The 25,740-nt window shown below is 32.1% G+C and carries 24 protein-coding genes; 17 read left to right on the top strand and 7 right to left on the bottom strand.

Annotation, left to right across the window (positions count from 1 at the left end; translation table 11 throughout):
• Positions 1-7: 7 nt before the first annotated feature.
• The 6 genes from CW751_RS14535 to CW751_RS14510 form a co-directional block, all read right to left on the bottom strand.
• Positions 8-1,006 carry a DUF4249 family protein gene (locus CW751_RS14535; RefSeq protein ID WP_101335755.1) on the bottom strand — a complete coding sequence of 333 codons (999 nt, stop codon included), beginning with the start codon at positions 1,004-1,006 and terminating at the stop codon, positions 8-10.
• Positions 993-1,955: a DsbA family protein gene (locus tag CW751_RS14530; RefSeq protein WP_101335754.1), complete on the bottom strand. Its 963-nt coding sequence runs from the start codon at positions 1,953-1,955 to the stop codon at positions 993-995. The genes CW751_RS14535 and CW751_RS14530 overlap by 14 nt, the downstream gene beginning before the upstream one ends.
• A gap of 57 nt (positions 1,956-2,012) precedes the next feature.
• Complete coding sequence (locus tag CW751_RS14525; RefSeq protein ID WP_133122240.1) at positions 2,013-3,053, bottom strand: hypothetical protein; 1,041 nt, start codon at positions 3,051-3,053, stop codon at positions 2,013-2,015.
• 1,068 nt (positions 3,054-4,121) lie between these two features.
• Positions 4,122-4,424 carry a hypothetical protein gene (locus tag CW751_RS14520; RefSeq protein ID WP_101335752.1) on the bottom strand — a complete coding sequence of 101 codons (303 nt, stop codon included), beginning with the start codon at positions 4,422-4,424 and terminating at the stop codon, positions 4,122-4,124.
• 62 nt (positions 4,425-4,486) lie between these two features.
• Positions 4,487-5,035 (bottom strand): endonuclease I family protein, encoded by a 549-nt coding sequence (locus tag CW751_RS14515; RefSeq protein ID WP_101335751.1) that lies wholly within the window; start codon positions 5,033-5,035, stop codon positions 4,487-4,489.
• Positions 5,026-5,433 (bottom strand): hypothetical protein, encoded by a 408-nt coding sequence (locus CW751_RS14510; RefSeq protein ID WP_101335750.1) that lies wholly within the window; start codon positions 5,431-5,433, stop codon positions 5,026-5,028. The genes CW751_RS14515 and CW751_RS14510 overlap by 10 nt, the downstream gene beginning before the upstream one ends.
• Before the next feature lie 305 nt (positions 5,434-5,738).
• Between CW751_RS14510 and CW751_RS14505 the strand changes: the two genes are divergently transcribed.
• The 17 genes from CW751_RS14505 to CW751_RS16040 all read left to right on the top strand — a co-directional run bounded on the left by CW751_RS14505 (position 5,739) and on the right by CW751_RS16040 (position 24,061).
• Complete coding sequence (locus tag CW751_RS14505) at positions 5,739-5,954, top strand: hypothetical protein (protein WP_101335749.1); 216 nt, start codon at positions 5,739-5,741, stop codon at positions 5,952-5,954.
• A gap of 189 nt (positions 5,955-6,143) precedes the next feature.
• A complete protein-coding gene (locus CW751_RS14500) occupies positions 6,144-7,148 on the top strand; it encodes a helix-turn-helix transcriptional regulator (RefSeq protein ID WP_165779325.1) in 1,005 nt (334 codons plus the stop codon).
• A gap of 110 nt (positions 7,149-7,258) precedes the next feature.
• Complete coding sequence (locus CW751_RS14495; RefSeq protein ID WP_101335747.1) at positions 7,259-9,268, top strand: AAA family ATPase; 2,010 nt, start codon at positions 7,259-7,261, stop codon at positions 9,266-9,268.
• The gene (locus CW751_RS14490) at positions 9,268-10,308 is read left to right on the top strand and encodes a hypothetical protein (protein ID WP_101335746.1); all 1,041 of its coding nucleotides are present in this window, start codon (positions 9,268-9,270) and stop codon (positions 10,306-10,308) included. The genes CW751_RS14495 and CW751_RS14490 overlap by 1 nt, the downstream gene beginning before the upstream one ends.
• Positions 10,309-10,370: 62 nt before the next feature.
• On the top strand, positions 10,371-10,613 hold the full coding sequence (locus CW751_RS14485) for a hypothetical protein (protein ID WP_101335745.1): 243 nt from the start codon (positions 10,371-10,373) through the stop codon (positions 10,611-10,613).
• A 3-nt stretch (positions 10,614-10,616) separates the two neighbouring features.
• Complete coding sequence (locus CW751_RS14480) at positions 10,617-12,404, top strand: type I restriction-modification system subunit M (RefSeq protein ID WP_101335744.1); 1,788 nt, start codon at positions 10,617-10,619, stop codon at positions 12,402-12,404.
• The gene (locus CW751_RS14475) at positions 12,404-13,099 is read left to right on the top strand and encodes a restriction endonuclease subunit S (protein ID WP_101335743.1); all 696 of its coding nucleotides are present in this window, start codon (positions 12,404-12,406) and stop codon (positions 13,097-13,099) included. The genes CW751_RS14480 and CW751_RS14475 overlap by 1 nt, the downstream gene beginning before the upstream one ends.
• On the top strand, positions 13,060-13,683 hold the full coding sequence (locus CW751_RS14470; RefSeq protein ID WP_101335742.1) for a restriction endonuclease subunit S: 624 nt from the start codon (positions 13,060-13,062) through the stop codon (positions 13,681-13,683). Before CW751_RS14475 ends, CW751_RS14470 begins: the two co-directional genes overlap by 40 nt.
• Positions 13,684-13,701: 18 nt before the next feature.
• The gene (locus tag CW751_RS14465) at positions 13,702-14,109 is read left to right on the top strand and encodes a hypothetical protein (protein ID WP_101335741.1); all 408 of its coding nucleotides are present in this window, start codon (positions 13,702-13,704) and stop codon (positions 14,107-14,109) included.
• A gap of 74 nt (positions 14,110-14,183) precedes the next feature.
• On the top strand, positions 14,184-17,162 hold the full coding sequence (locus CW751_RS14460; protein WP_101335740.1) for a type I restriction endonuclease subunit R: 2,979 nt from the start codon (positions 14,184-14,186) through the stop codon (positions 17,160-17,162).
• 101 nt (positions 17,163-17,263) lie between these two features.
• On the top strand, positions 17,264-18,391 hold the full coding sequence (locus CW751_RS14455; RefSeq protein ID WP_101335739.1) for a PD-(D/E)XK nuclease family protein: 1,128 nt from the start codon (positions 17,264-17,266) through the stop codon (positions 18,389-18,391).
• 14 nt (positions 18,392-18,405) lie between these two features.
• Positions 18,406-20,544, top strand: coding sequence for a KAP family P-loop NTPase fold protein (locus CW751_RS14450; RefSeq protein WP_101335738.1), 2,139 nt, complete (start codon positions 18,406-18,408; stop codon positions 20,542-20,544).
• On the top strand, positions 20,541-21,074 hold the full coding sequence (locus tag CW751_RS14445; RefSeq protein WP_101335737.1) for a hypothetical protein: 534 nt from the start codon (positions 20,541-20,543) through the stop codon (positions 21,072-21,074). The genes CW751_RS14450 and CW751_RS14445 overlap by 4 nt, the downstream gene beginning before the upstream one ends.
• A gap of 15 nt (positions 21,075-21,089) precedes the next feature.
• Positions 21,090-21,917, top strand: a complete 828-nt coding sequence (locus tag CW751_RS14440) for a hypothetical protein (RefSeq protein ID WP_101335736.1) — start codon at positions 21,090-21,092, stop codon at positions 21,915-21,917.
• Positions 21,918-21,986: 69 nt separating this feature from the next.
• Positions 21,987-23,513, top strand: a complete 1,527-nt coding sequence (locus tag CW751_RS14435; protein ID WP_101335735.1) for an RNA-binding domain-containing protein — start codon at positions 21,987-21,989, stop codon at positions 23,511-23,513.
• A gap of 92 nt (positions 23,514-23,605) precedes the next feature.
• Positions 23,606-23,896 carry an ATP-binding protein gene (locus CW751_RS16045; RefSeq protein WP_394335968.1) on the top strand — a complete coding sequence of 97 codons (291 nt, stop codon included), beginning with the start codon at positions 23,606-23,608 and terminating at the stop codon, positions 23,894-23,896.
• A 12-nt stretch (positions 23,897-23,908) separates the two neighbouring features.
• Complete coding sequence (locus tag CW751_RS16040; protein WP_394335967.1) at positions 23,909-24,061, top strand: winged helix-turn-helix domain-containing protein; 153 nt, start codon at positions 23,909-23,911, stop codon at positions 24,059-24,061.
• A 518-nt stretch (positions 24,062-24,579) separates the two neighbouring features.
• Here CW751_RS16040 and CW751_RS14420 read toward each other — a convergent pair.
• The gene (locus CW751_RS14420; RefSeq protein WP_101335733.1) at positions 24,580-25,434 is read right to left on the bottom strand and encodes a hypothetical protein; all 855 of its coding nucleotides are present in this window, start codon (positions 25,432-25,434) and stop codon (positions 24,580-24,582) included.
• Between the last annotated feature and the right edge of the window lie 306 nt (positions 25,435-25,740).

Raw genomic sequence — 25,740 nt, 5'->3', positions numbered from 1 at the left:
CAATGCATTACAATTGGATCGTTCGTTTAGGAAAGAAATATATTTCTTGATCATGCGTATACACTCCAAATGAGCCAAGACCATCCTTTATGTTGGTATAAACATTTTGTGGCTCTGAGGCACCCATTAAAAAGTTTTCACCACTGTTCAACAAATATGTTCTTTTACTAGTTTTAAACATATAATACTCCTTTGTTACGTTTCTCAAAAGATAGATTCTAGTTTTGTGACCAAAATCAATTGTATTGCTGTGTTTGTAACCCCCTATTATAAAATAAAAACGAACAGATTTTTTCTCGCCATTAAATGTTTTGTCTGTGAATAGTAGTGACTTTTGATCAAAAACGTACTGGTTTGTATTGATTTCACTTGGGTAATGCTTTTCACCAGTAATAAAAGTTTCATCTGTTTTTATTCTTAGTGGATTTAACTCTCCATTATATAATCCAGAACTACAAACCATTAATTCATAATAATTCTCTTCTGATCCAGGGTCTTGAAATGTTAATGTGCCCTCAGAAAACATACCAGTACCCTCTATATAATGAGAATAATATATCGAAGTGTCTATTGATATAATATCAACTTTACTTGGCATTTTAGCAGAGCTAGATACCTTCTCATTATTATAAATCACTTCAAGCGACAAGTCATCTCCTGGTTCTGGTAAGTCATCTGGTGTTTCAAAAAGTTCATAATATTCCTTGGTTGAATTGTAATAGATTGTATCGTAAACGAAATTATTTTTCTTTAAGACAACTTTCGCATCAACGATATTTTCAGTGGGATCATCGGTTACAGATGAACTTAAGCCAAGCTCAAGCTTTGCAGGAATATACTGTGGAAAAATAGTGCCTGGTCCTGGCGCAACTGTATCAGGTTTGTTTGTTATTTCTGATCTAACTACTAATCGTGGCTCTACTTTTTCTAAATCTATCTCTATTTCTTTTGAACAAGAAAGCAAAGCTAAATATAATAATATTATAAAATAATTACTTTCTTTCATTGATTTTTCTCTTTAAAATATCAAGTATATTAGGTTCATCGTAAATCATATTGTCTATAATTAACGTTGGTGTACTGTAAATATTATTTGAAATTATAGTTTTTCTATTTTCATCCAGTATTTTATAAGTATCGGCAGAAAAATAATCTGTTCTGAACTTCTTCAAGTCTAGATTTAGTTCCTTGGCAAATTCAAATATAAGAGAATCACTTATATTACCATCTTGAACCTTTTTAAATACAAAATCATTCATTTCGTTAAATTTACTTTGTTGTCCTGCAGCAACTGGAGCGTTAGCAAATTTCAATATTTGATCACCAAAATAAACAAACTTAAAATTAAAGTTGTTATTATTTTCTTCTATAAGAGATTTGATTTTTTTATGAAAATTATAACAGTATGAGCATTCATAATTTGATAAAACAACTATCTCTCCATCTACATTTTCTTTTGGTGGTATTAGGTATGAACCATAAACCTCACCAGTAAAAGATTGATGAAATTCTTTTTCTAGGAATATTTCAAAGCTCTTGCTATTAATCAACTTTTCCCCCAAAATTGTTTTTTTTACATGATATTCAGTTGTTTTGTATATACCGTGAGCCTCAGAACTATCAATGTTGACTATTTGGTTGTAGTTTTTTCTTTTTAATTCTATTTGAATCAATGAATCTGCTATTGATGAATGAAAACTATTAATAAATTCATATGAGCTTATATTCTTCTTTTTTGCTTCAGCTTCTATTAGCTTATTAGCTATCTCTTCTTTTATAATGTTAATTTTTAATTCAAAAACTTGACTTGCTGTAATTGAATCAAAATGTTTTTTATCGAATTTTTCCCCATTTAAAGTCGCTATAACTTCTACTACGTCATTTTCGTTTACTAAATCATGTTTACAGCTGAAGCCAATAAAACAAATGAATATTGATAATAATTTAAGTTTCATTTTATCGATATAAAAAGATAGGGAGTGCTAACCACCTCCCTATTATTAATGTGAAATTTATATTTCTCCAAACCTTTTAGATTCGGTAAGCAAATTACGTCTCCAAATATATTGTCTTCCGTAATTAGCAATAGCAGAAGGGATTTTTACAACTCTACAATTTGCTCCATCAAAACCACTACCTGGTTCAGGCTTCCAAGGACAAGTGCCATTTACAGGTGTGTACATAAACCAGGTACCTGTAGTCCCTCCGTAATCATGCCAAAACGCACTTGATCCTTCGGGAACAGTTCCATAGTAACATTCTCCAAAATTGTTGGGATCATAAGATCCTAAAAAACACTCTCGAGATAAAGCATTATCAGCCATTTTCGAATAGAAAACCTCATAATTCATACCTCCTTGTCGTCTGTCTGGTCTAATAGTCATCTTTCTTTTACGCGTTGTGATATTTGAGAAATCATAATAATTGTAATAATTTGGAGAGGCATTAACAAAAAATGATTTCGCTCCATTAACGTAAACATCATCCCACAGTGTATTCCACCACTTTGCCTTGAATTGATACCCTGAAAAATAAGAATATCCGTAACCCAGGTGAACTGATCCTATAATTTGCGAATTTGTTTCGAAGCCAATTGGATACCCTGATTGGTAGTTTTTCATATAATTTTTACTTTCAAAACGAAGCGAGAAATACTTGTTTTCAGAATCTATGTTTTGTTTAATTAGTTCTATCACTAATTTGGGTTCTGTTACCATATCGTGATTTAAGTCGTTACCGATTGGTTCATAATCACTAACAGGTTTGCTTAAAGCTTTAACAATATCTGCATCTGAAGTGTTTATTATTAACTCATTATTTTTAAGAAAATCTGAAATAATATTTTCATCATCTGAATGCAGAGCAATCATTACATTGTTCTTATTAGTTTTGTCGTAAACTACAACCTCTTTTTTGAACTTTCGTGTTTGAGATTCTTCATAATTAGAAATCTTACTCGAATTATCGTTAACATTTTTGCCTAGCTCTTCTTTTTGACATGCTATTATTCCCATTGAAAGTATAGCAAAAATAAAATATTTTCTTTTTAACATTTGTAATAGGTATTAATTGTGATTTGTTACTTTAGGTGAACAAACATAACCTTCTTTAAGTAAAAGAATGATTAGCAATTCTTTTGTATAAATGTAAAAGAATTTTCAAAACTATAATAAAAAAAGTTAATTTATTTTATCTATCAAGATACAAGTTTTTTGGAAGTCAGAAAGAATTTACACCATCTGATAGATCCAGTCTGATCAATTGTACCTCATGAAATTATTAAAGCTATCTAATTAGCATCGGATAGTTGAACTCAAAAATAAGCAGAGTCTGGCTTATTCAAACATGAATGATAATTTCAAGAAACGTAATTACCGAGTTTTAGAGAACCCTTGTTAACGTTTGCTAAATCAATATGCAATCATTCTAAAATAGTTTGATGAACATAGTATGAAACTCATAAATAGTTTTGTAAAACCTCAATGAACTTCAATGTTTGAATGGGTAACATTCTGACAGCTTAAGGCAAGGTAGATTAATATTTTATCTCTCGCGACATTTCATCTCCAGATAATTATTGAAATCACATTTCATCCCTTGACGGAAATGAAAGTTATTTCTCTATTACGAAGGCAGAATCAGTTTGAATTTTACGGCTTTATACTTTAATATTCAATAGAATTAGTGATACACCAAAAATATGAACAATAGATAAGTTGTGAAACAAACCCGATCTAATCTTGTTGAATTTGTTTTTCTCTGTATAACCTTTTGCAGGTTAAACATCAAAGTATCTTTGAACTTAGTACTGAACCGTCCTAAGCCAAAATGCTTTATATAAATAAGAGTTGGAGATAATATAAAATAAATGGTCAAAAATAAGCCTGCGTGAAAGCTAAAACCAAAATATGAAACAGCCACATAACTGACTATTATCTCAAATAATAGGTAAATAAAATAATCAGTAAAATCTTTCATTTTTCAATTGTACAATTTAAACTTACATAGTTTTTTCTAGTGGTATATTTCCCCGCCCTCACTAAAAGTGATAGCTAAATCTGCTAATGCCATTGGAATAAATTACCATCTTTTTGAAGAATGAAAGAGTAAGTTCAAACTCACTAACCTATAGCGGAATTAAACCTCTCACTTATAGCCCTTAACAAACTTGCGCAACGATCAAGGTCAACGAAAGTAGTGGGTCTGCTAGTATCTGAAATTAGTTTTTTTAGCTCATTAATATCATCATTCAAAGAACCTATTAATTCGTTTTCTACTTTTGTGATTGACCAATGTTGAGTAGGTATTATTCTATATAAGTCGTCATTTAATTCAATTTCTCCTTTATTGAATTCAAACTCTAATTTAGAGATTATCAAATTGAAAATCTCTTCTAATTCTCTTATTTTAATTTTACTACCCATTATTGTTTTATTCTAAGACTTTATCTAATCCCCAGCTCTCGCAATATCCCACCTCATAAATCCTACCTCAACACCCTCTTCTCAACACTCCCATCCGAATAAATATAAAACTGCAAAACACCACGCTCAATTTCAACCTCTCTACCAAGCACATCAAGAACCATTATCAATTCTTTAGCCTCATCTTTAGCGTAATCCTCAACACCAACATAAGTACCCCAAATCATCTCCACGAACTCCGGACGATCAATAAAAGGATTACGATTCCCTTGATAAGAATAAATCACTTCATTCCGTTTCCTTTCCCAATCATCAACAGGATCTTCTTCATGCCATTGGAGCAAAACAGAAAGCATTCCATGAACAGGCACTTTCGTTTTATTATCTCTCGGTATAGAATCAATAATAAACAAATCTACCTCTCCGTTCTCTCCTTCATACCTTGTGGCCATATAGAAAACCATTCGAGCAACATCCCCTTTAACAATATCACGTGGCTCCCAAATCCATGATGAGGTGCTTGTATAACATGAAGTCGCTCCGTCCCCATCAATATATTCATAATCCCCACATCCAAACCATCTGTTGCTTCTAGCCGTGTTTACAGTAATATCACAAGGCCGTAAAGCATAACATCTGTTCCTGGTCCAAGTCTAGTTCCAAAATCACCTCGTGATTTTGCCCAAACATGTTCACGTGTCCATCCTCTACCCCTATTATATTCTCGAGCAGCATCAACAGTCCAACCCGTATAAAAAAGAAATACCTTACTGGTATCAATAGTGTCTTTATCTGTTTCTTTCAGAATATCCCACACATCCATTTTTGTACTCGTATAAGAAAATTGTCTATGATCATCAATGATATCATTAAGAGCAGCTTTTAATTCCACACCACTCAATCCTTCTGTTGAACTGTAATAACCATCAGGTATCTGAGCAGAATAATGATCTACTCCTAAAATTGAGTAAAACAGTACTAGAAATCGAAGAATGTTAAAAGGATTCATAAATCGTATGGTCTAATGGGAAAGTGATTTTATGCTGATCATTACTGGAAATTTGAAATAACAAATCAATTGATCTCAAAAAACAAAAGGGAATGAACGAGCGTCCTATTCCCTTTTTAAACCTAACCTAACCACCTAAATCAAGGCTAATGTAAGGGCTTTTAGTGAAATTGCAAAGGATTAATGATATTTGATGAAATCAATATAAGTTTAACCTCATCAATGAACTTCCTAAAAGATTTTTAGCTTTATTTCTATCTAAATAAATCGACTTGATATTCACAAAATCTAAAATTAAAAAGTGAATGAACGATCAAGTAAGCGACCAAGATGTAAAAATGACCGACCAAGACGCCGACCAAGATAATCGCCTTGTTTCAAAGGGGGTTGAAGCACTTAAAGCTATTATAAATAAAGATAAAAGCGAGTTCTCCGACCAAGATACCGACCAAGTAAGAGTCCAGGGTAATGATGAAGATACACAAGTCAATAAGTTAATAAAAGATTTAATGACAGAATAAATCAATTTATCATCAAAACTCAATACATATCATCTTACCTCATCAGAAACTATTGCAGAATCAAATCTAAAAATGTTAGTACTTCGATTCTAAATCTAAAAAAGCATCATCGACAAAACATGATCTTTATTCTTTCTCTGCATATCTAATGCACAGCAAATGATTAAGTTTGTATCAAACCAAGAATCAATGTCAAAAAACAAGAGCGCCCATACAAGATATCAAACATTAGATAAATGCTTACGAAATTTCTCGAAACGTTATTACTTCGATGATCTACTTAATGCCGTCAATGAAGTATTGTTTGAATCTAATCCAAACTCTATGGGAATTAAAGTCCGTCAATTGAGAAGTGACCTTAGCTATATGAAAAGTGAAGCAGGGTTTAATGCACCAATCGAGACTATTCGTGATGGGAAAAAAGCTTATTATCGCTATGAAGATGTAAATTTCTCAATAAACAAAATTCCATTTAGAGATGATGAAATAGATAAATTACAAGGTGCAATGCAACTGTTGAACCGTTTTAAAGGGGCACCACAGTTTGAATGGCTAAATCAAGTTAGTGCTGTTTTAGAAGATAAATTTGGTGTTCAGCAAGGAAATGATCCCGTGATTGGATTTGATTCAAGTACTGATTACTCAGGATATGAACATATAGGAGATATATTCAAAGCCATTATAAATAAACAAGTTTTAAAAATAGATTATCAACCTTTCGGTAAAGGTGTAATTTCTTATAATTTTCATCCTTATTATTTGAAACAGTACAATAACAGATGGTTTGTTCTTGGTTTAAATGACGAAACCAATGTAAGCACGTGGACTGTTCCCTTGGATAGAATAATGAAATTTGAAGCTGTTGGAGTTGATTATATTCAAAATGAAACGGATTGGATAGATTATTTTGATGAAATTATTGGAGTGACGCGTCCATATAACAAAGAACTCGAAGTTGTGAAATTGTTATTTACTCCTGATCAAGCTCCTTATGTTCAAACAAAACCTTTGCATGGATTGCAACGAAATAAACTTACAGATGATGGTTTACTTGTTACTTTGGAACTTATACCCAATTATGAATTAGAAAGATTAATTCTCTCCTACGGTTCAACAGTTAAAGTCATAGAGCCTAAAGAATTAAAAGAGAAAATAGAGCTTGAATTAAAGAAAGCCTATAGTAAATATACTTAACTTTCAAAAAGCTTCTTATTTTTAAGAACTCAAATATATAGTTACACCAAACACCACACCTTATTATAATTCATATAAGGTTCAAGTGATATTAAAAGCATAAACTGAAAATGAACAAAAAGATTAATGAATATTTCGACCTATCTATACCTAATGAAAAACTTTATTCAGCTGGTGAAGTTGAAGAAGGACAACATGGTGTAGAGATTATAAACGGTGATTATTATGCATCCTTATACCATATCAAAAACTTTATTTCAAAAGGGGAATTAAAAGACTTTCTATCTCAATTTAAAACTACTGAAAGTTTATTCGGTTTTTCGGAAATTTTAGCTAAAAAGTATAAGTTTGACGTTACTACTGTAAAGTATAAAACTCAAGACTTTAAAATAAAAAAATATCCATATGAAGTGATTCTTAATTACTTCATGGAAAATAATAAAAAGATTGATGTTAACTTAAATAAACTATTTCAAGAACTAAACACAAATGGTCTTTATGAAATTGAAGGGAAGTCTTTTAGGAGGTTTGAAGAATTAAATAATATACAACTAAGTAAGATAAATTTCTTTGTAGGACAGAATAACGCAGGAAAATCTACAGTAACTGAAATGTTGAGAATTCTTATCTCTTATCTTAAACAACCTGACCATAGTTATATTGATTTATATGGAACAAATTTCGGTAGACTCTTAAATTCAAAACAAAAGAATAAAAATAAAAATGAAATTGAATTAAGAGGGAAATTCGATAATAGTACTTTTCGTTTTATAATTAATGGGGTTCTATCAAAAAGTAAGGCAAGTATTTCAAATTTAGAATTGGACACACCTACCATAAATTGTGAAATATTTTTTTACGAGGAAGATGTTAAGGTTTCATTAAAAACAAAGGACAAAGAGATTCAAACAGATTCCAGATCAAGGCTAGAAGAGATCAATGAGCTAGAAAAAACAATTAAAGATTTGGATAAATTACTGGACGATAAAACTCTTCCTACAACAAATAGACTTAAGTATTCTGACCAGAAAAACAAGTTAAAAGAAAGAAAGGAGGAGATTAGAACTCTGTATACCAAATCTATGAAAATGAAAAGATTTGAAACTCTATTTTTTGAAACTACAAAAGAAAAAGTACAGGTAACTTATCCACTGTCTCTGGTGAATATTTTAAGAGAAGTCTATAAACAAAATTCAAAAATTCTGAAGAATACAAAAGAAACAAAAACGGATGAAGAATTTGAAACGGATAGTGAGTTTGAAGAAGAGGAGGTTATATTATCGGAAGATGATAGAGAGGATGGGATGTCAGAAAAGGATGAGGCTATTTTAGAAGCAAGGCAGAGTTTCCATCAAATATATAGTAAAACAAGCAACCATGTTACAGGTGTACTTAATCGAATTAACCAAACAGAAATTCATTTTATACAAAATTCGTCAAATAAATCAGGAACTATTCTTAAGCCAAATGACAATAATTCAGGCTTATTAAATGCTATTAAATTTCTTGACGAAGAAGAGGTGTTTGATAAAGAAAATCATTTGACTTTTTCTTTTATTAAAAAATGGCTAGGTCACGAAGAAGGTTTTGATTTAGCAACCAATGTGCGCATAAAAAGTTTTGAGAATGAAGTTTTTACTGTTGAATTACTAGATGGAGAATGGCAGTATTTAGGTGACCTTGGGTTGGGAGCTCAGCAATTATTTGAATTGATTATTAGCATTGCAAAAATCATCCATCAATATGACAAAGACTCAACAATATATAAACCAATGTTACTCATTGAAGAACCAGAATCTCATATCCATCCAGCATTACAATCGAAATTAGCAGATTTCTTTTACCAAGTGAATCTAGAATATGACTTAAGGTTTATTGTAGAAACACATTCAGAATACCTTATAAGAAAAACTCAACTGATTTCACTTGAAAACGGATTATTAGATAATTCAATTGAAAAAAATCCATTCAATGTGATTTATTTTGATAAAAAGAATGGGCCTTATACAATGAATTACACCAAAGATGGCCGTTTTGATAGAAATTTTGGAGATGGTTTTTATGATGTCTCTACTAAAATACTGAGAACTATTCTTAAAAAATCTAAAACCTCAAAATAATGCTAGCACTATTTATTGAAAAAGAAGCACTTGATAATATATTATTCTTTGAGGATGAGAAGTATCCTTTCATTAATTCTGTATTAAAAAGAAAAATTCCGATTATAGTCAATACAACTGATGATTTACTTCAGAATGATTTTGATGATGAAGAAAGTCCAATTTATCTTGCAATGCAGGAATCTGAAGGTTTTTCTAAACCAATTGCTTATGAAGCTGAATTCGAAAGAATAGATAAAAATCCACAACTCATATTAAATCATCCAAGAAATATATACATATTAGATATAAACACTGAAAGAGCAGAAAAGTTAACTAATGAACTTGGAGTTATTGTTTTATCTGTGCATAACCTGGATGATAACCTTTTAAAGGGAGGCCTAAGTATGAGCTTGATGAAAGGTAAACGAATTGAAAATGGTTGGGATGCTTTTTATGATCAAAAATGGGTCAAAGGCAACTCCTTAGTCATTTCAGACTCTTACCTATTTCAGAATAATGAAGGTAAGTTTAATAGAGGTGTTGAGAATATACTTAAGTTATTAGATAGCTATCTACCAAAATCTCTTAAAACAGATTTTCATATTACAATAATAGCTGATAATGATCCACCCTCAAAAGGTAATGGGAAAGCCGTAAAATGGTGGGAACGTTCTTTCGGAGCGCTAAAAGCTAAAATCTCAGAAATGAGAGATTATAATATTCAAATTGAAATATTTTTAGGGCCAACCTTGCATAAAAGAATATTTATATCAAACTATATATATAGTTGGGTTGATAAAGGATTTGATGTATTTAAATGTAGTGATGCCAATGTAGTACAAGATGATAACGAAATCCATATACATCACATTTTTAACAATATTGAAGATTTTGGTGAATCATATTTTTCAATGTCTGAAACTAATTTAACAGATATATTAAAAAAGTGCAATGCCATTGCAGACCTTGTCGCTTCTGAAGGTAAACAATCATTTTCAAGAATGGCTTTAGGAATTAAAGATCCAAGTAAAAAAAGCAAGAACAGACTTTTAAATTAACTATGCACATCCACTGCACACAACCTTCGTTTATTTGTATCAACATAAAACAAGAGGAAACTATGACGGATAAAACATTTTTAGGAGAAGGCCATTACAGAGACGAAAACGATACAGAATACATGTCGATTTGGTCATTTAAAAAAGAATATAAGGTTGGAAACAATAGTAACCAACAAAATTACCAAGATGCAATTGCATTAGGTAGCGCAAACAAATTTTGGGGTCCTTTTAATAACTCTCCATACTTCAAAGAAGGATGGATGTTTGAATTGGACACATTAAAATCATTTTATTCAATTTAATATATGTTTGAAAATAAGAAAAGAACAGAAGTAGGTTTTATTTGGAACGTCACAGATGATGTTTTGCGAAATGTATTCAAGAAAAACGAGATTGGTGACGTTATGTTACCTTTCATCGTTTTGAGAAGATTGGATTGTATCCTTGCTCCTTTCAATGAAAAAATACAACAAGAATACAACAAATTTAACGGGGTTGTTTTAAATGAAAAATTGGATCCTGTTTTGCGTAAAGCCGCAGGGGGAAAACAGTTTTACAATACCTCTAAACACACCTTCACTTCTTTGCAACAAGAACCAAGCAATATTGAAATCAACTTCAATGATTACATCAATGGTTTTAATCCAGAGGTGCGTGAAATTTTAGAAAGCTTCCAATTTGAAAAAATTGTGAATCGTTTAATCAAAAACAACTTGCTTTACCGTTTGGTGGACACGATGTGTTCTATTGATTTAAGCGAAGAAACTTACGATAATCATGACATGGGTTATGTTTTCGAAGAGATGATTCGTATATCCAATGAGCAATCTAATGAAACTGCTGGGGAGCACTTTACACCACGTGATGTTGTTGGATTAATGTGTTCTATTCTTTTCTCTACAGAAAAAGAAACACTTTCAAAGCCAGGGGTTATTCGTACCATTTTTGATCCAACAATGGGAACGGGTGGTATGACCAATTTAGGGAAAATGTATATTTCTGACTTTCTATTAAAAGACAGTGAAAACAAACCTGAAATAGTTACTTACGGGCAAGAACTAAACGAACAGTCTTACGCTATTGCTAAATCTGAAGCTTTAATTACCGGAGGAAATGCAAGCAATATCAAACACGGAAATTCATTAACAAACGATCAATTTCAAGGAGAAACTTTCCATTACATGATGGCAAACCCTCCTTATGGTGTGACTTGGAAGAATGAAAAAGACTATATTCTTCATGAATCTTTAAATCCTGCAGGAAGATTTTCTTCTGGACTTCCAAGAACTTCTGATGGCCAATTGTTGTTTTTACAGCACATGATATCCAAAATGGACAAGAATGGAAGCCGTATTGCAGTTGTAACCAATGGTTCTCCACTATTTACTGGTGATGCCGGCTCAGGTGAAAGTGATATCCGACGTTGGATTATTGAAAATGATTGGTTAGAATGTATCGTAGCCATGCCAAAGGACTTATTCTACAACACAGGGATCAATACCTACATTTGGTTTTTAACGAATAAAAAGGAGGAACATCGCAAAGGAAAAGTACAGTTAATTAATGGTTGTGCAACTGAACCAGATGGTGTAAACAGTAAAGGGAAAGAATTATTTAAAGAGATCTTTGCACGACCTAACAAGAAGAGTTTAGGAAATAAAAGAAATGAATTTAGTGATAAGCACATTCAAGAGTTATTGAAACTTTATACTGATTTTGAAGAAAACACCTACAGTAAGATTTATGATAATGAAGACTTTGGTTATTATCAACTAACAATAGAACAACCTTCATATACTGCTGGTGGTAAAGTTCAAAAAGATAAAAAAGGCAATCCGAAAGCAGATACGAAGAAGCGCGACAAAGAAAACGTTCCTTTAAAAGTGGATGTTGAAAACTATTTTAAAGAACAAGTTTTACCGCATGTACCTGATGCTTGGATTGATTTTGATAAAACACGTATTGGTTATGAAATAAACTTCACGAAGTATTTTTACGAATACGAAGCTTTACGCCCTGCCAATGAGATTAAAGTAGAAATTGAAGAATTGGAAAGTGATATTCAATCGTTGTTAAATGAATTGATGGGATAATGAAAGAATACAAAAATTACAAAAAAAGTAGCTTAGAATTTATTGGGAAAATTCCAGTAGAATGGAAAGAAGGAAAAATCCGTTACTTTTTTGATATTAGCAGGGGTCGTGTTATTTCTAAGCAAGAATTAAAAAGTGATGGACAGTTTCCAGTTTACTCTTCTCAAACTAAAAATGATGGGTGCCTGGGGTATATTAAAACATATGATTATGAAGGAGAAAAGTTAACATGGACAACTGATGGCGCTAATGCCGGAGAAGTTTTCCATCGGAGTGGAAAATTTAATTGCACCAATGTTTGTGGAATTCTAGACGCAAAGGAAAAAGACATTTATTTAAAGTTTTTCATGTATTCTTTGCAGTTTGTAACTCAATTTTACAAACGTCCTGATACTAATGGTGCAAAAATTATGAGTAATGAAATGGCAAATATATACACTGTTCTTCCCTCCCCTTCAGAACAAACCAAAATCGCACAATATCTTGACCATAAAACTGGATTAATCGACAACTTAATTCAAAAGAAAGAAGAGCTCATTAAAAAATTAGAAGAGCAACGCCAAGCTATTATCAATGAGGCTGTAACTAAAGGATTAGATCCAAATGCCAAGATGAAGAATAGTGGTGTTGAATGGTTAGGTGAGATTCCTGAGGGGTGGAAAATCGTACCCATGCGTTTTTTAACAAAAAAATAGGAAGTGGGGTAACACCACGTGGAGGTGCTTCGGTATATCAGGATGAAGGAATAATTTTTTTAAGAAGTCAGAATATATATGATCAAGGATTACGTATAGACGATGTATCTAGAATCTCCAATGAAATTCATGAGAAAATGTCAGGTTCTAAAGTTATGAAAGATGACGTTTTATTAAACATTACAGGTGCATCAATAGGAAGGTCCTCTATTTTCAACCTAGATGAAGAAGCGAACGTTAATCAACATGTCTGCATAATAAGACCAAATGAAAAGGTTGTACCTGAATACTTACACTTCCTAATGCAATCAGAAGTTGGAAAACTACAAGTCAAACTAGGAACAACTGGAGGAAACAGAGAGGGACTTAATTTTGAAGCAATAAAAAAATTCAGACTACCTATTCCTAAAAGAAAGGAGCAATATGAAATATTAAATTCAGTATCAACCAAATTAAACGATCTACATTTGATTAATAGCAAACTAATTAATCAAATCCAGCTCTTAAAAAACTACCGCCAATCCATAATCTCCGAAGCTGTTACAGGAAAAATAGATGTCAGAGAATGGGAGACTAAAAAATAACCAATCAATAATAAAAACATGAATGCAGAAACAATAAAAACACTTAAAAAGGATGAAGATGGAAAAATCAATATTTACTTCACTCTTGTTAGTGAAGCGAAATTAAATAGTCCACAAAAAGCTTCGTTTATAGCACAAGCGATGGTAGAAAATGAGAACGATGTAATTGGACTTAAAGAAAGTAATAGTACTGATCTTAAATATGCCATGCAAGATATTGGGTTTTACCTGAGGGATTCTGGCCATCCAGAACATTTTAATGTTAGTACGAAGCAATATAACGAATTATTTGGAGAAGGAAATTGGTCAAAAACATGGCTAGAATATGAAGATTATCTGAAATGGAAAGGAAAAAGAGGGTTTGTTTGGGATGAAGATGCTTCGTTACGAAAAGAAGAAACTTGGAAAAGTACAGGTCACAGATAATAAAATCGAATAAAGAGTTTCAATTTATTTCAGAAACATTGAGTAAATTGCATTCAGAAATCAACACTTAAATTATGGCACAAGGAACGAAGGAAATACATTTAGAGGAACACATTGAGAGCTATTTGATCAACCAAGGTGGCTATTCTGCTATTGATGCAAATACTTATGATAAAGATTTGTGTTTAGTACCACATGCAGTTATTGCTTTTATAAAAGATACGCAACCAAAAAAGTATGAAGCCCTAGCACTTCAATATGGTGCTTCTGTCAATGAAAAAATCGTTCAAAATGTTGCCAAACAAATCAAACTAAATAAGACGCTTGATGTTTTACGTCATGGGTTTAAAGATAGAGGTCAAAAAATAGATTTAGCTTATTTTCAACCGTCCAATAATAAAACTCCAGAACACGAAAAATGGTACAAAGCAAATCGCTTAGGAATTGTTCGTCAATTACAATACTCTAATCGAAACAGGAATGAAATAGACTTGGTTTTCTTTGTGAATGGTATTCCTGTAGTTTCTATGGAACTTAAAAACGCCCTAACAGGACAGAATCATCATAATGCCATCAAGCAATACATGCAAAATAGAGACCCAAAAGGAGAGCCATTCTTGGAATTTGGTAGGTGTTTGGTTCATTTTGCTGTAGGAACTGAAAAAGTATTTATGACTACGGAGTTAAAAGGAAAATCCACTTACTTCCTCCCCTTCAATCAAGGTTTAGAAAATGTAAATCCAAACGGTTTTTCTGTTGCCTACTTATGGGAAGATGTACTCTCAAAAGATTCTTTGATGGATTTAATCCAAAACTTCATAAGTTTTCAAGAAGACTCAAAACAAGTTTATGACTCTAAAACTAAAGGATTAAAAGAAGTTAAATCAACAAAGCTATTATTCCCTCGTTTTCATCAAAGGAGAGCTATCAATCGGGTTTTAGAACAATTAAAGATAGATGGAACAGGAAAAAACTATTTAATTCAGCATTCAGCAGGTTCTGGAAAATCAAATACGATAACTTGGTTAGCTTATCGCTTAGCGAGTTTTTATAAAAGTTATACGGATGAACGTGCAATGTATGACTCAATAATCATTGTGACAGACCGTCGCGTTTTAAATAAACAAATTCAGGATAATATTAGACAATTAGATAACACTCCTGGTGTAGTTGCTTATATTGATGAACGTTCTACGAGTCAAGATCTAAAAAAAGCAATTGAAGCCAAAAAGAGAATCATTGTTACCACTTTACAAAAATTCCCTGTTATTTCTAAAACAATAACTACCTATCCTGATAGAACTTTTGCCCTATTAATTGATGAAGCGCACAGCTCACAATCAGGTGATGCAGCAGGTCACATGAGAAAAGCACTAAGCCTAGAGGAAGATGCAAAAATAGAGCAAAATGAAAGAGACACAGACGATATTGTAGCGGAAGAAATTTCAAGAAAAGGGCAACAACCAAATATTTCTCAATTTGCATTTACTGCTACCCCAAAACCAAAAACACTGGAGTTATTTGGTACAAAAAAAGATGACCAAATTCTACCCTTTGACGATTACACAATGGAAGAAGCCATCAAAGAAGGTTTCATTCTAAACGTGATGAAAAACTATATGTCCTTCAAACGTTATTATAAATTAGTAAAACGAACAGAGATTGAAGATAAAGAATACGACAAAAAGAAAACTGTTCGTGTACTCTCAAATTATGTAGATTTATTAGACCATGCTATTGATACAAAAGCAAGAATTGTAATTGAACATTTTGTAAGTCAAACACAAAATGAAATTCAAGGTCAAGCCAGGGGAATGTTGGTTACAAAATCGCGTTTACATGCCGTACGTTTCAAACTTAAGTTTGATGAGATAATGAAAAACATGAAGCTGCCATACGAAGCTTTAGTTGCATTTTCGGGAACAGTTATTGATCCTGACACGGAGGAAGAGTACACTGAGAAGAATTTGAATAAATTAGACGGTAAGTACAGCATTCCTGAAGCACTTAAACTACCCAAATATCGAATCCTGATTGCAGCCAATAAGTTTCAAACAGGTTTTGATGAGCCATTGCTACACACTATGTTTGTGGATAAGAAACTCGGTGGTACAAGTACAGTTCAAACTTTATCTAGGCTGAATAGGACGAGACGAGGAAAAGACTCTACCATGGTGCTTGATTTTGTAAATGACCCCGAAGATGTAAGGGAAGATTTTCAGCATTTTTATGGCAAAAACTTTATGGAGGAATCGAATCAAACTGATCCCAATAGTTTATATGATGTTTTAAACAAGATTGAAACTTATAAAGTTTACTTTCCTAATGAGGTGGACGCTTTTGCAAATATTTTCTTCAAACAAGGTGATGATTTCGAACAATTACAACCTATTCTTAATGAAGTCAGCAATAGATTTGAAACCAGCTTAACGGATGAAGATCAGGCAGATTTTAAAGCTGCAGCAAAATCTTTCACAAAGCTGTATCGTTTTTTAAGTCAAATATTAACATTCACAGATGTTGACTTAGAAAAAAATTATGTCTTCCTTACTGCTCTGCTAAAAAAGCTTCCTTATGTGAGTTCCAATCTACCTTTGGATGTCGTAAATGATATTGAGTTAGACAGCTTTAAAATTCAACATAAATACACAACTGATTTAGACTTAGAATCTGGAGATGGAGAAGATGAAGGAATGACTCCTGGAGGCTCTGGTTTAGTAGATGTAGAGGACTATGATTTACTAACAAAAATCATCAAGACATTAAACGACACATTTGGCTTAGATTTGACAGAAGAAGATAAAGTAGAATTCGATAAGATGAAAAAGAACATCCAATCGAATAATGAATTGATATCCTATTTCAACGAAAGCAATTCCAAAAGTAATATCAAAGACAAATTCAACGACGTCATTGATGACGAACTCCTAACCTTCATCAATACAAAACTAGATTTCTACAATAAAATGACAGACCAAGATGCCAACTCAATGCTTAAAACCCTTTGGTTTAACGAATTGTATAATCAGCACGTGAGAGGACTTAGGAGATAAGGAGATCCAAATGATCCTATGAGATTGTTTTAAAAAAATAATGAATTCATAAGTACATCCTAATTGTCCAAAACATCGCAAAAAATAAATACTTAAACCACATGAACATAAAATCACTACAAACATTTCTTGACAGCCACGAAATACCGAGAATCAAGAAAAAGCCAAAAACTTTTTTAGGAATTGCCAAACAGCCACATTACGAGAATGTGTTGTCAAATATTTATGCTTTTTACTTTAATGTCAATGAGGAGCATGGTATGGGAGATTTGTTTTTGAAATCATTTCAAGAACTCATAAATGAATCTGAAATTGGAAAATCAAAAGAAGTTGACTTCAATAATGATTTTATTATTGACACAGAATATCCTACAGAAAAGAATGGTAGAATAGACCTATTATTACATAATGATAAACAAGCCATTATAATTGAGAGTAAAGTTCGTCATCACTTAGATAATGATTTAAAAGATTACTGGGACTCTGTGATACCTCATCAACCTGCCAGTAGTAAAATAGGAATTGTTTTATCACTAAAAACCTATAGTCAAGCAGAAATATATCACTCTCATTTTATAAATATTACCCACCAAGCCTTCTTAAATAGGGTAATGAAAAATAGCGGCGAATATCTCATAAATGCAAAAGACAGATACATTGTATACCTCAAAGATTTATACCAAAACACAATAAACTTAAGTAATCAAATGGATAAAGAAAAAATAGAATTTTACTATAAACACCAAGAAGAATTGAATAACGCTGCAAAACTTAAGTTTGCTGTTCGAGATTTCATAAAGAACGAAGTCAAAAATGCATGTGATTTGGTAAATCATAAATTAGTTTTTAATTCGCCTAAAACGGGAAGTGACAATGAGAAAAGACTCCGTTATTTTGTTTCTCCATTATGTAGCGATTTAATGTTCACGGTTATTTTTAATAATCTACTTACGAGCAAGAAAGAATTATTATTAATTGTTGAGCTTTCTGGTGAAGCAATTGAAAAAGTAAAAAAAATTCCTCAAGAGAAGTTCGACGAAATCGAAGCACCTATTATTCTAAATGATATTGAAACCACTAAAAATTCATGGGTTCACTATGTTAGAAATATTTATCATCTAAATGAAAAGGAAGTCGAAAACCTTCAAGATTATATTAAGACCAAAATTGAAAACGATAGTCTTTTGTCTATTTTTAAGAAGCTTGAAACTTATTTGATCCAAAATTAAAATCAAGAATTAATATGGAAAACTATATTTCAGACAAAACAGTATCATTAAAAAAGGATGATAAATTTCAACGATATGAATACGGTAAACGTATAGCTGAAACCATATCAACCAGAACAAGTTCTGAGAATATAGTTTTCGGTCTTTATGGTAAATGGGGTTCTGGTAAAAGTTCAATGTTGAAGTTTATTGAAAAAGAATTAGATGAAGAAAAAACTCTCCAAGTTCATTTCAATCCTTGGAGGTATAAAGATGAAGATGACTTACTAATCGATTTTTTTCAAACACTGGCAAAACATTTAGATAAAAATATCTATTCACGTAAAAATAGAATTTCTAAATTTTCTAAGAAACTCCTTTCTGCAACTGGCGAATTGTCTAAACTAGTTTATGTTGATACTTCTGTAATCGGAAATATGTTACCACAAGGCAATGTCGTCAAATTTAAAAAGAGAACTGAGGAGTTTTTAAAACTCTCAGATAAAAAGCTTGTCATATTCATCGACGATATTGACCGGCTCGACAAAGACGAACTATTTACTCTTTTCCGCTTAATAAAATTAACAGCTGATTTTTCAAATACTGTTTACATATTGTCATTTGATAAAGAAATGGTTGCGAAAGCGATTGGCCAACGATACGGAAACGGAGACGATAATGATGGATCTAGCTTTTTAGAGAAGATCATTCAAATACCGATTGAACTACCAACATTCCGATATGATGAGTTAAGAGATTATACATTAAACCTAATTGAACAGGTTTTAAACAAAAATTTAATACGACTAAATGAATCAGAGACAAGTCGATTTATAACAGCCTTTGATAATTGTCTATTTACTACCATAGTCACACCCCGAAACGCAAAACAATATTATAATGCTTTAGAATTTAGTATCCCTTTAATGAAAGGAGAAGTCAATATAGTCGATCTTCTAATTTTTGAGGGAATAAAATTGTTTTACCCTACGTATGCTGAATTTGTAAAAAAAAATCTTGCAATTTTTATCACAGGTTATATTATGAATCATTCTATGATTGGTAACATTCAAGAAAAGGATAAAGAGAGAATTAAAAAGGAGTTTAATCTTCTTTCAGAGAAGACTGATCAAACCAAACATCAAGCAATTGAAACTCTATTAAGATCATTATTTCCTAAATTCAGACAAGTTTTTGAAAATGTTTCTTTACGACACCCCAAAGATGTTGAGCAAAGTATATCAAGTGCTGATTACATTGAAAGGTACATGTCATACTCATTAGCTAAAAATGAAATTTCAGACGTCGAGTTTTCTACGTTTATCGAAAATTTAAACGTTTTTACCAATGCAGATGTTTCATCAAATGCATCTAAACTTATTGAAAGTGGAACTATTTCGGATTTTCTAACTAAGGTTCAATTGTTTGGGGATGATTTAGGCTGGGATGAAGCAAAGAAAATCATTACCTTTATTTTTAATCATTCAGGACTGATAAAAATAGAAAGTCACCAAGCCTTCAACTTAAATTCAGATCTTCGAAAAGTAGCATACTTCACTACAAGTCAATTCAAAAAACAAAATGACTCCTCTTTGATTATTGAATTCTTATCAAAAGAAATTAAAAATATTAAAAACATATACTTCTTACTCGAGTATCTAAAGTATGGTGTTTATAATAAAGACGTAAGCAAAGGTTTATTCAGTCAAGCACAAATCAATCAGGTATATAGTGTTTCCATAACTACGATTCTAGATACATTACAAAAGGGAGAATATTTGTTTGATAAATATCCAATGTTCATATTAAAGTTGCTCTTTATCTGGAGTGAAATCGATAGTGAAAGTGCTGGTAAGCATATAAAAGACTATCTAAAATCAGATAATGAAAATATTTCAACTGTTCTTACCTCTTTTGCTGGCCAAATATATGTAACTTCCTCTAAAAGAAACAACTCTATTCACATGGGGGATATTAGAGTGGATGATTTTAAGCTAATACAAAAAATGAATTGTGAAAAAGCTATCTTTGATGCTATTAATAAACATTTCTCAATTGATGAGCTTAAAGGCAGTGACCTTGTTTTAAATACCGAAATGAACGACAATACTGTTTTAAACCTAGCTAATCAATTCCTATATTATTATAATGAATCTTTAAAACCAACCCCATGACCCCACAACAAAACTTTATCAACACAGAAATCTGGATCCTCACCTTCGGTGGAGCATTCCAACGCGCCAGCATCTATGCGAAAGAGATAAACGAAACAAAACGTAAAAACTTCCGTGATGCATTAATTCAATTTGTAGAAGTGAATTTACTTCCAAAATATAGTAAAACAGTTCATGAAGAGGAGCATATCGAAAACATCAACTCGATTATCACATTTTCAGAAAACTATAAAGAGGATATTCTCAACGGAAGTAAAATAAGATTCGGAGTAGCACAAAAACTACTCAACCTCTATTTGAAGTACCAATGGTGTCTCGGCAATATTCAAATGCCACCACACTTTCCTGTAGATCGAATTATTCAAGTAAAACTGAAGTGCAAACCAATAATACCATGGACCACTATGGAGAATGATTCAGATTACAGAACCATTATAGAACGAGCAAGAGGTGTAGCAGATGAAAAAGGGGTTTCACTTGCAGAATGGGAATTAGAAGAGTTTTCGAGAAGAAGAATTATCAAAACTTAGAAAAACACTTTTATTATGGAAGTATCAAAAAACAACAGAAATTTAAATTTAGAAACTGGCTTGAGAACCACATTAGCATTAATCCCTTATATAGGAGGTGCTTTAGTGGAATTAGGTTTTGAACATCGCGCTCGAATAAAAAGCGATAGGATTTATAATTTTTTCGAGGAATTAGATGCCTATTTTAAAAGTATAAAAGATGATGAAGTCGATAATGATTTCATAAACTCTAATAGATTTAATGATATTTTTGAAGAAATAATAAACAAAGTTTCTAAAACAGATGATTTAAAAAAGAGAAATAGATTTAAACAATTATTAATAGGCACCACAATCCCAAATGCTAAGGTTAATCAGTTTGAATTGTTTTTTGAGCTAACTTCTCAATTACATGAAAGTCAAATATTATTACTTAAAAAGTTTTACAAAGCTAAACCAGTAATAGAAAAACTTGAAAATCAGGGTCACGAATTAAATGATGAGTTAAACCAATCCAAATCGAAAGAAAACATCCTTAAACAGAAAGCTCAAGACGGAAGTATTAAGCAAAATGAATCAATTTTAGCACAAACTAAAAAGTCAGAAAAAATTGAGAGAGAAAAAATACTTACAGAAAACAAAATGAAAGATTTAATGAGCGTTAGTCGAAACGATCTTTTTGGTGTTTCTGATATTGATATGAATATTTTCGTAGATGATCTTTTAAGCAAACGCTTGATCTTAGATATATCTGAAGTTCAAATGGGTGGAAAAAGCTACTCATATGATAAACTGATTATTTCACCTTTAGGTTATCACTACATTGATTTTTTGATAGAAGAAAATAAATCATCAATTCAATAATAAAGTTTTTAAACTCTCTTTGGTTAAATTCGAATAGATATTCACGATATTAGCAACAACAAAAACACCATGTCAGAAACAAACCGCATAGAATTCAAAGAGAAACTCACCAAAGAGATAGACCTGGAGAAAGAAGTAATTGCTTTCCTCAACTACAATGAAGGTGGTTTTATTTATATTGGGATTGATAAAACGGGAACAGTTGTGGGCGTTGAGGATATTGATGGCGATATGCTCAAAATCAAGGACCGCCTAAAAACCAATATCATTCCTTCCTGTATGGGATTGTTTGATATAAGTTCGGAGGAAAAGGATGGCAAAGACATTATCAAGATCACTGTAGCAAGTGGTTCAGAAAAGCCCTATTACAAACGCAAATACGGCATGTCTGAAAAGGGCGCATACATTCGCAATGGAACTGCAGCTGATCCCATGCCTCAGAAAATGATTGATGAGTTGTTTGCCAAAAGAACTAAAACATCAATTGGAAAGATTAGATCGAGCCGTCAAGACCTCACTTTCGAACAACTGAAAATCTATTATGAAGGAAAAGGTATTTCACTCAATAAAAATTTCGCGAAGAACCTTGAACTATTAACTGAAAAAGGAGAATACAATTATGTTGCCTATTTAATGGCAGATGAAAATGGTACTTCAATTAAGTTGGCAAAATACAATGGTTTAACAAGAGTAGATCTAACTGAAAATCCAGATTTCGGGTATGAATCTTTAATCAAAGCGACAAAACAAGTTTTAGACAAAATAGAAATTGAAAACAAAAGCGATACCAGCATCACTTCAGCGGAACGTGTAGACAAACGTCCATGGTCTTCCATCGCATTGCGAGAAGCAATACTAAATGCATTTGTACACAATGATTACACAACCGAGGTACCACCAAAATTTGAGATTTTTGATGACAGAATAGAAATCACCTCTACCGGTGGTTTGCCTAATGGATTAAGTAAAGACGAATTCTTTGAAGGCTTCTCAGTTCCAAGAAATAAAGAACTAATGCGTATTTATAAAGACCTAGATTTAGTTGAACAATTAGGTTCTGGAGTACCTCGAATTTTAGAGTACTATGGAAGAGAATGTTTTAAGTTTTCTGAAAACTTTTTAAGAATGACCTTCCCGAAAGCTGGTCTAGAAGAAGGTGGTCAAATGGGAGATCTTCAAATGGGAGAAGTGATAGAAGATTTTAAAGCAAAACAAAAACTTGTTTTAACAGAACTACAATATGATTTCGGAACAATTTCACAACGTCGAAAGGCATCAACCAAAGAAAACATTAGTCTTCTGCATGAAAACTTTGAGTCAATTATGACTTATTTTATGAAAGATTTCGGGATAACTTCGGGAAAGCTTCGGGAAAGCTTCGGGAAAGCTTCAGGAAAGAAACTACCGAATCAAATACTAACCTTAGAACTCATAATAGTTTACCCTGAAATTACAGCAGAAGAAATAGGCTCAATTTTAGGGGTTACAGAACGTACTGTTCAAACCTACATTAAAAAATTAAGAGAAGAAAACTTCATAGAGCGCGAAGGTGGGCGAAAAGAAGGCGTTTGGTTGCTTAAAAAACAAGAAACCTAATAGGTTTTATCAATTTACCTTCCCCAAAGTCGAGTACAATGAAAACTGTTATTTCGGGTAAGCTTCGGGATACTTTCGGGTAAGAGCCTAACATTCTTTTCTTTGGTCAATCTGATGTCCGCAATAAAGTTTTAGCACCAGTTTTCAAACGTTTAGGAATTATTGAACAATGGGGTAATAGATTACAGCTTATTGCTGATGATTTAAAGGAATACCCAGAAATTGACTTGACTTGGAAAGCGCCAGGCGTTGTATTCAGGGTTTCTTTTATTAAGAAAGAATACAAAAAAAACAAGTGGTACAGCATGAGCTATAGTAGGAGTTGCAGCATGAGTCAAGTTGGGAAGAAATTCGCGAAAAGTTGGGTACAAGGTTGGGTGTAAAACGAAACCAAGATATATTGTATAATGTTAAATAAACCAACAATTACCATTGTAGAGCTTAGTACTGAAATTGGAATCAGTACCACTGCTGTAGAAAACAATATCCAAAAGCTGATAGAAAAGGCAATTATTGATAGAACAGGTAGCGCTAAAACTGGCACTTGAGAAGTACTAGAGAAACTTTGAACATAACAAAGTATCATGCCGAGCTACAGCCCACGCTATCGCGAGATTTCATCTCGTGATACATCATCTCTAATCATAAAAAGCTCTCCACGCTATCGTATACTTCTTGCGATGGAATCCTTTCTCTCCTTACCCATTGTTACACTCTGGAATACAATTCTTTAAGCCATCAGCGTTATACCCGTTCCTGTTTGCTTAAGAAACAGCATTACTACAATTTGAATGTTGGCCTAAAGATTCATAATTGGAAAGTCTTCCATAATAATAACACGTATCCTTAAGTACTTCATTATCACCATTTGAATTTGATGAAATGTTTTTGTTAACTCTGTAATAATTTATAACAGCTTATTTAAGTGATTTTCATAAAGATGTAAATAGAAGTCAATTCTTAATACTTTTAAAGCCTCATTCAACGTTCCTTGCCACAAAAACAATTCTGTCTTCCAGCCAATTTACTATATTTATATCTAATCAGGACTATTGCGAGACTGCCTTTAATACCCTTTATTGAATTTGCGTGACAATAACTTTAAAGAATACTTCTCAATAAGTTTTATTTTAAGAATTACTTGATTGATAATTACTGCTGTCTCTAATACACTTGAGTAATAGAAATTATCGATCATCCATGTAATATCGACTGTTTCATCTGATTGTGGGTCTTTCACATAAGTCTTTGTGTCCAAGGTGATAATACTATTTATTTTACTTAATGCACTAGTATCAATTGGATGAATATTTCTCATGCTCTGTGCAAAAAACTCTTCACTTTCAAAAGGAATGAAACTGGAAGTATCTCCATTAAAAGAATAATTTCCGAGTATTTGAAAAACATCATTTTTAAATGATAATAATGTATTTTCAATATGTATACCTTCAGGATTTGGATCATACATATTTTCACCAAAGATTCGCTTAAAAGGAATTGTTCTATTATTTAAGTTCTTTATTTCCAGTAGTGGTTTTAAGTAATTAGCTTTTTTCGTGTAACTATTCCTGTAGACATAATCTCTATCTGAACTATCAGCAATTTGCGCAATTCGATTCATTTCTTCTAATAACTCATCAATAATCAGTGCTGTAGTTTCTCTAATTGAATCAGCTTTTGCCTTCCAGAAATTCAATTCTTTTAAATCTCCTCTTTTCATCATTAACCGAACTCTAGTTGCTTCAAAATCATGAACCAACTGAGTAATGTCAGCATCAACATCATCAATAAAATCAGAAGTACTTTTATTAGATTTAATCAAGATATCATTTTTCTTATCTAATATTTGCTCACAAGAAAGTTGAGCATTCGCTAAAAAGTAAAATGAAAAACTAAATAAGAGGAGTATATATTTATTCATGTTAAGATAATTCGTATTCAAGCAAAAATACATAATAATACCAAACAGTAATACAAACTAGGGGGCTAGACTGGGATTTTATCTAGTGTGGCATAATCTTTTCAAATACTTTTCCGTTCAAACTACTACCGCAAGTTTCCAAACTTGTGGTTTACCCCATAATACTAACACCTACCCTCCGTACCAACAACTGACGATTTTTTGGTTCTTGCTTCGCATAAATTGGTTTCAACTAAAGATTGAATGGAACAGGAAATAAGGTCTTCAGTCATCACCACCTCCCTGCTCAAAAAATATAAAAACAAG

Origin of the sequence: Brumimicrobium salinarum, from assembly GCF_002844555.1 — a bacterium.
In the GTDB taxonomy this organism is placed as follows: domain Bacteria; phylum Bacteroidota; class Bacteroidia; order Flavobacteriales_D; family Crocinitomicaceae; genus Brumimicrobium; species Brumimicrobium salinarum.
Note: the sequence above shows the minus strand (reverse complement) of the source record. Positions and strands in the feature narration are given on the sequence as shown.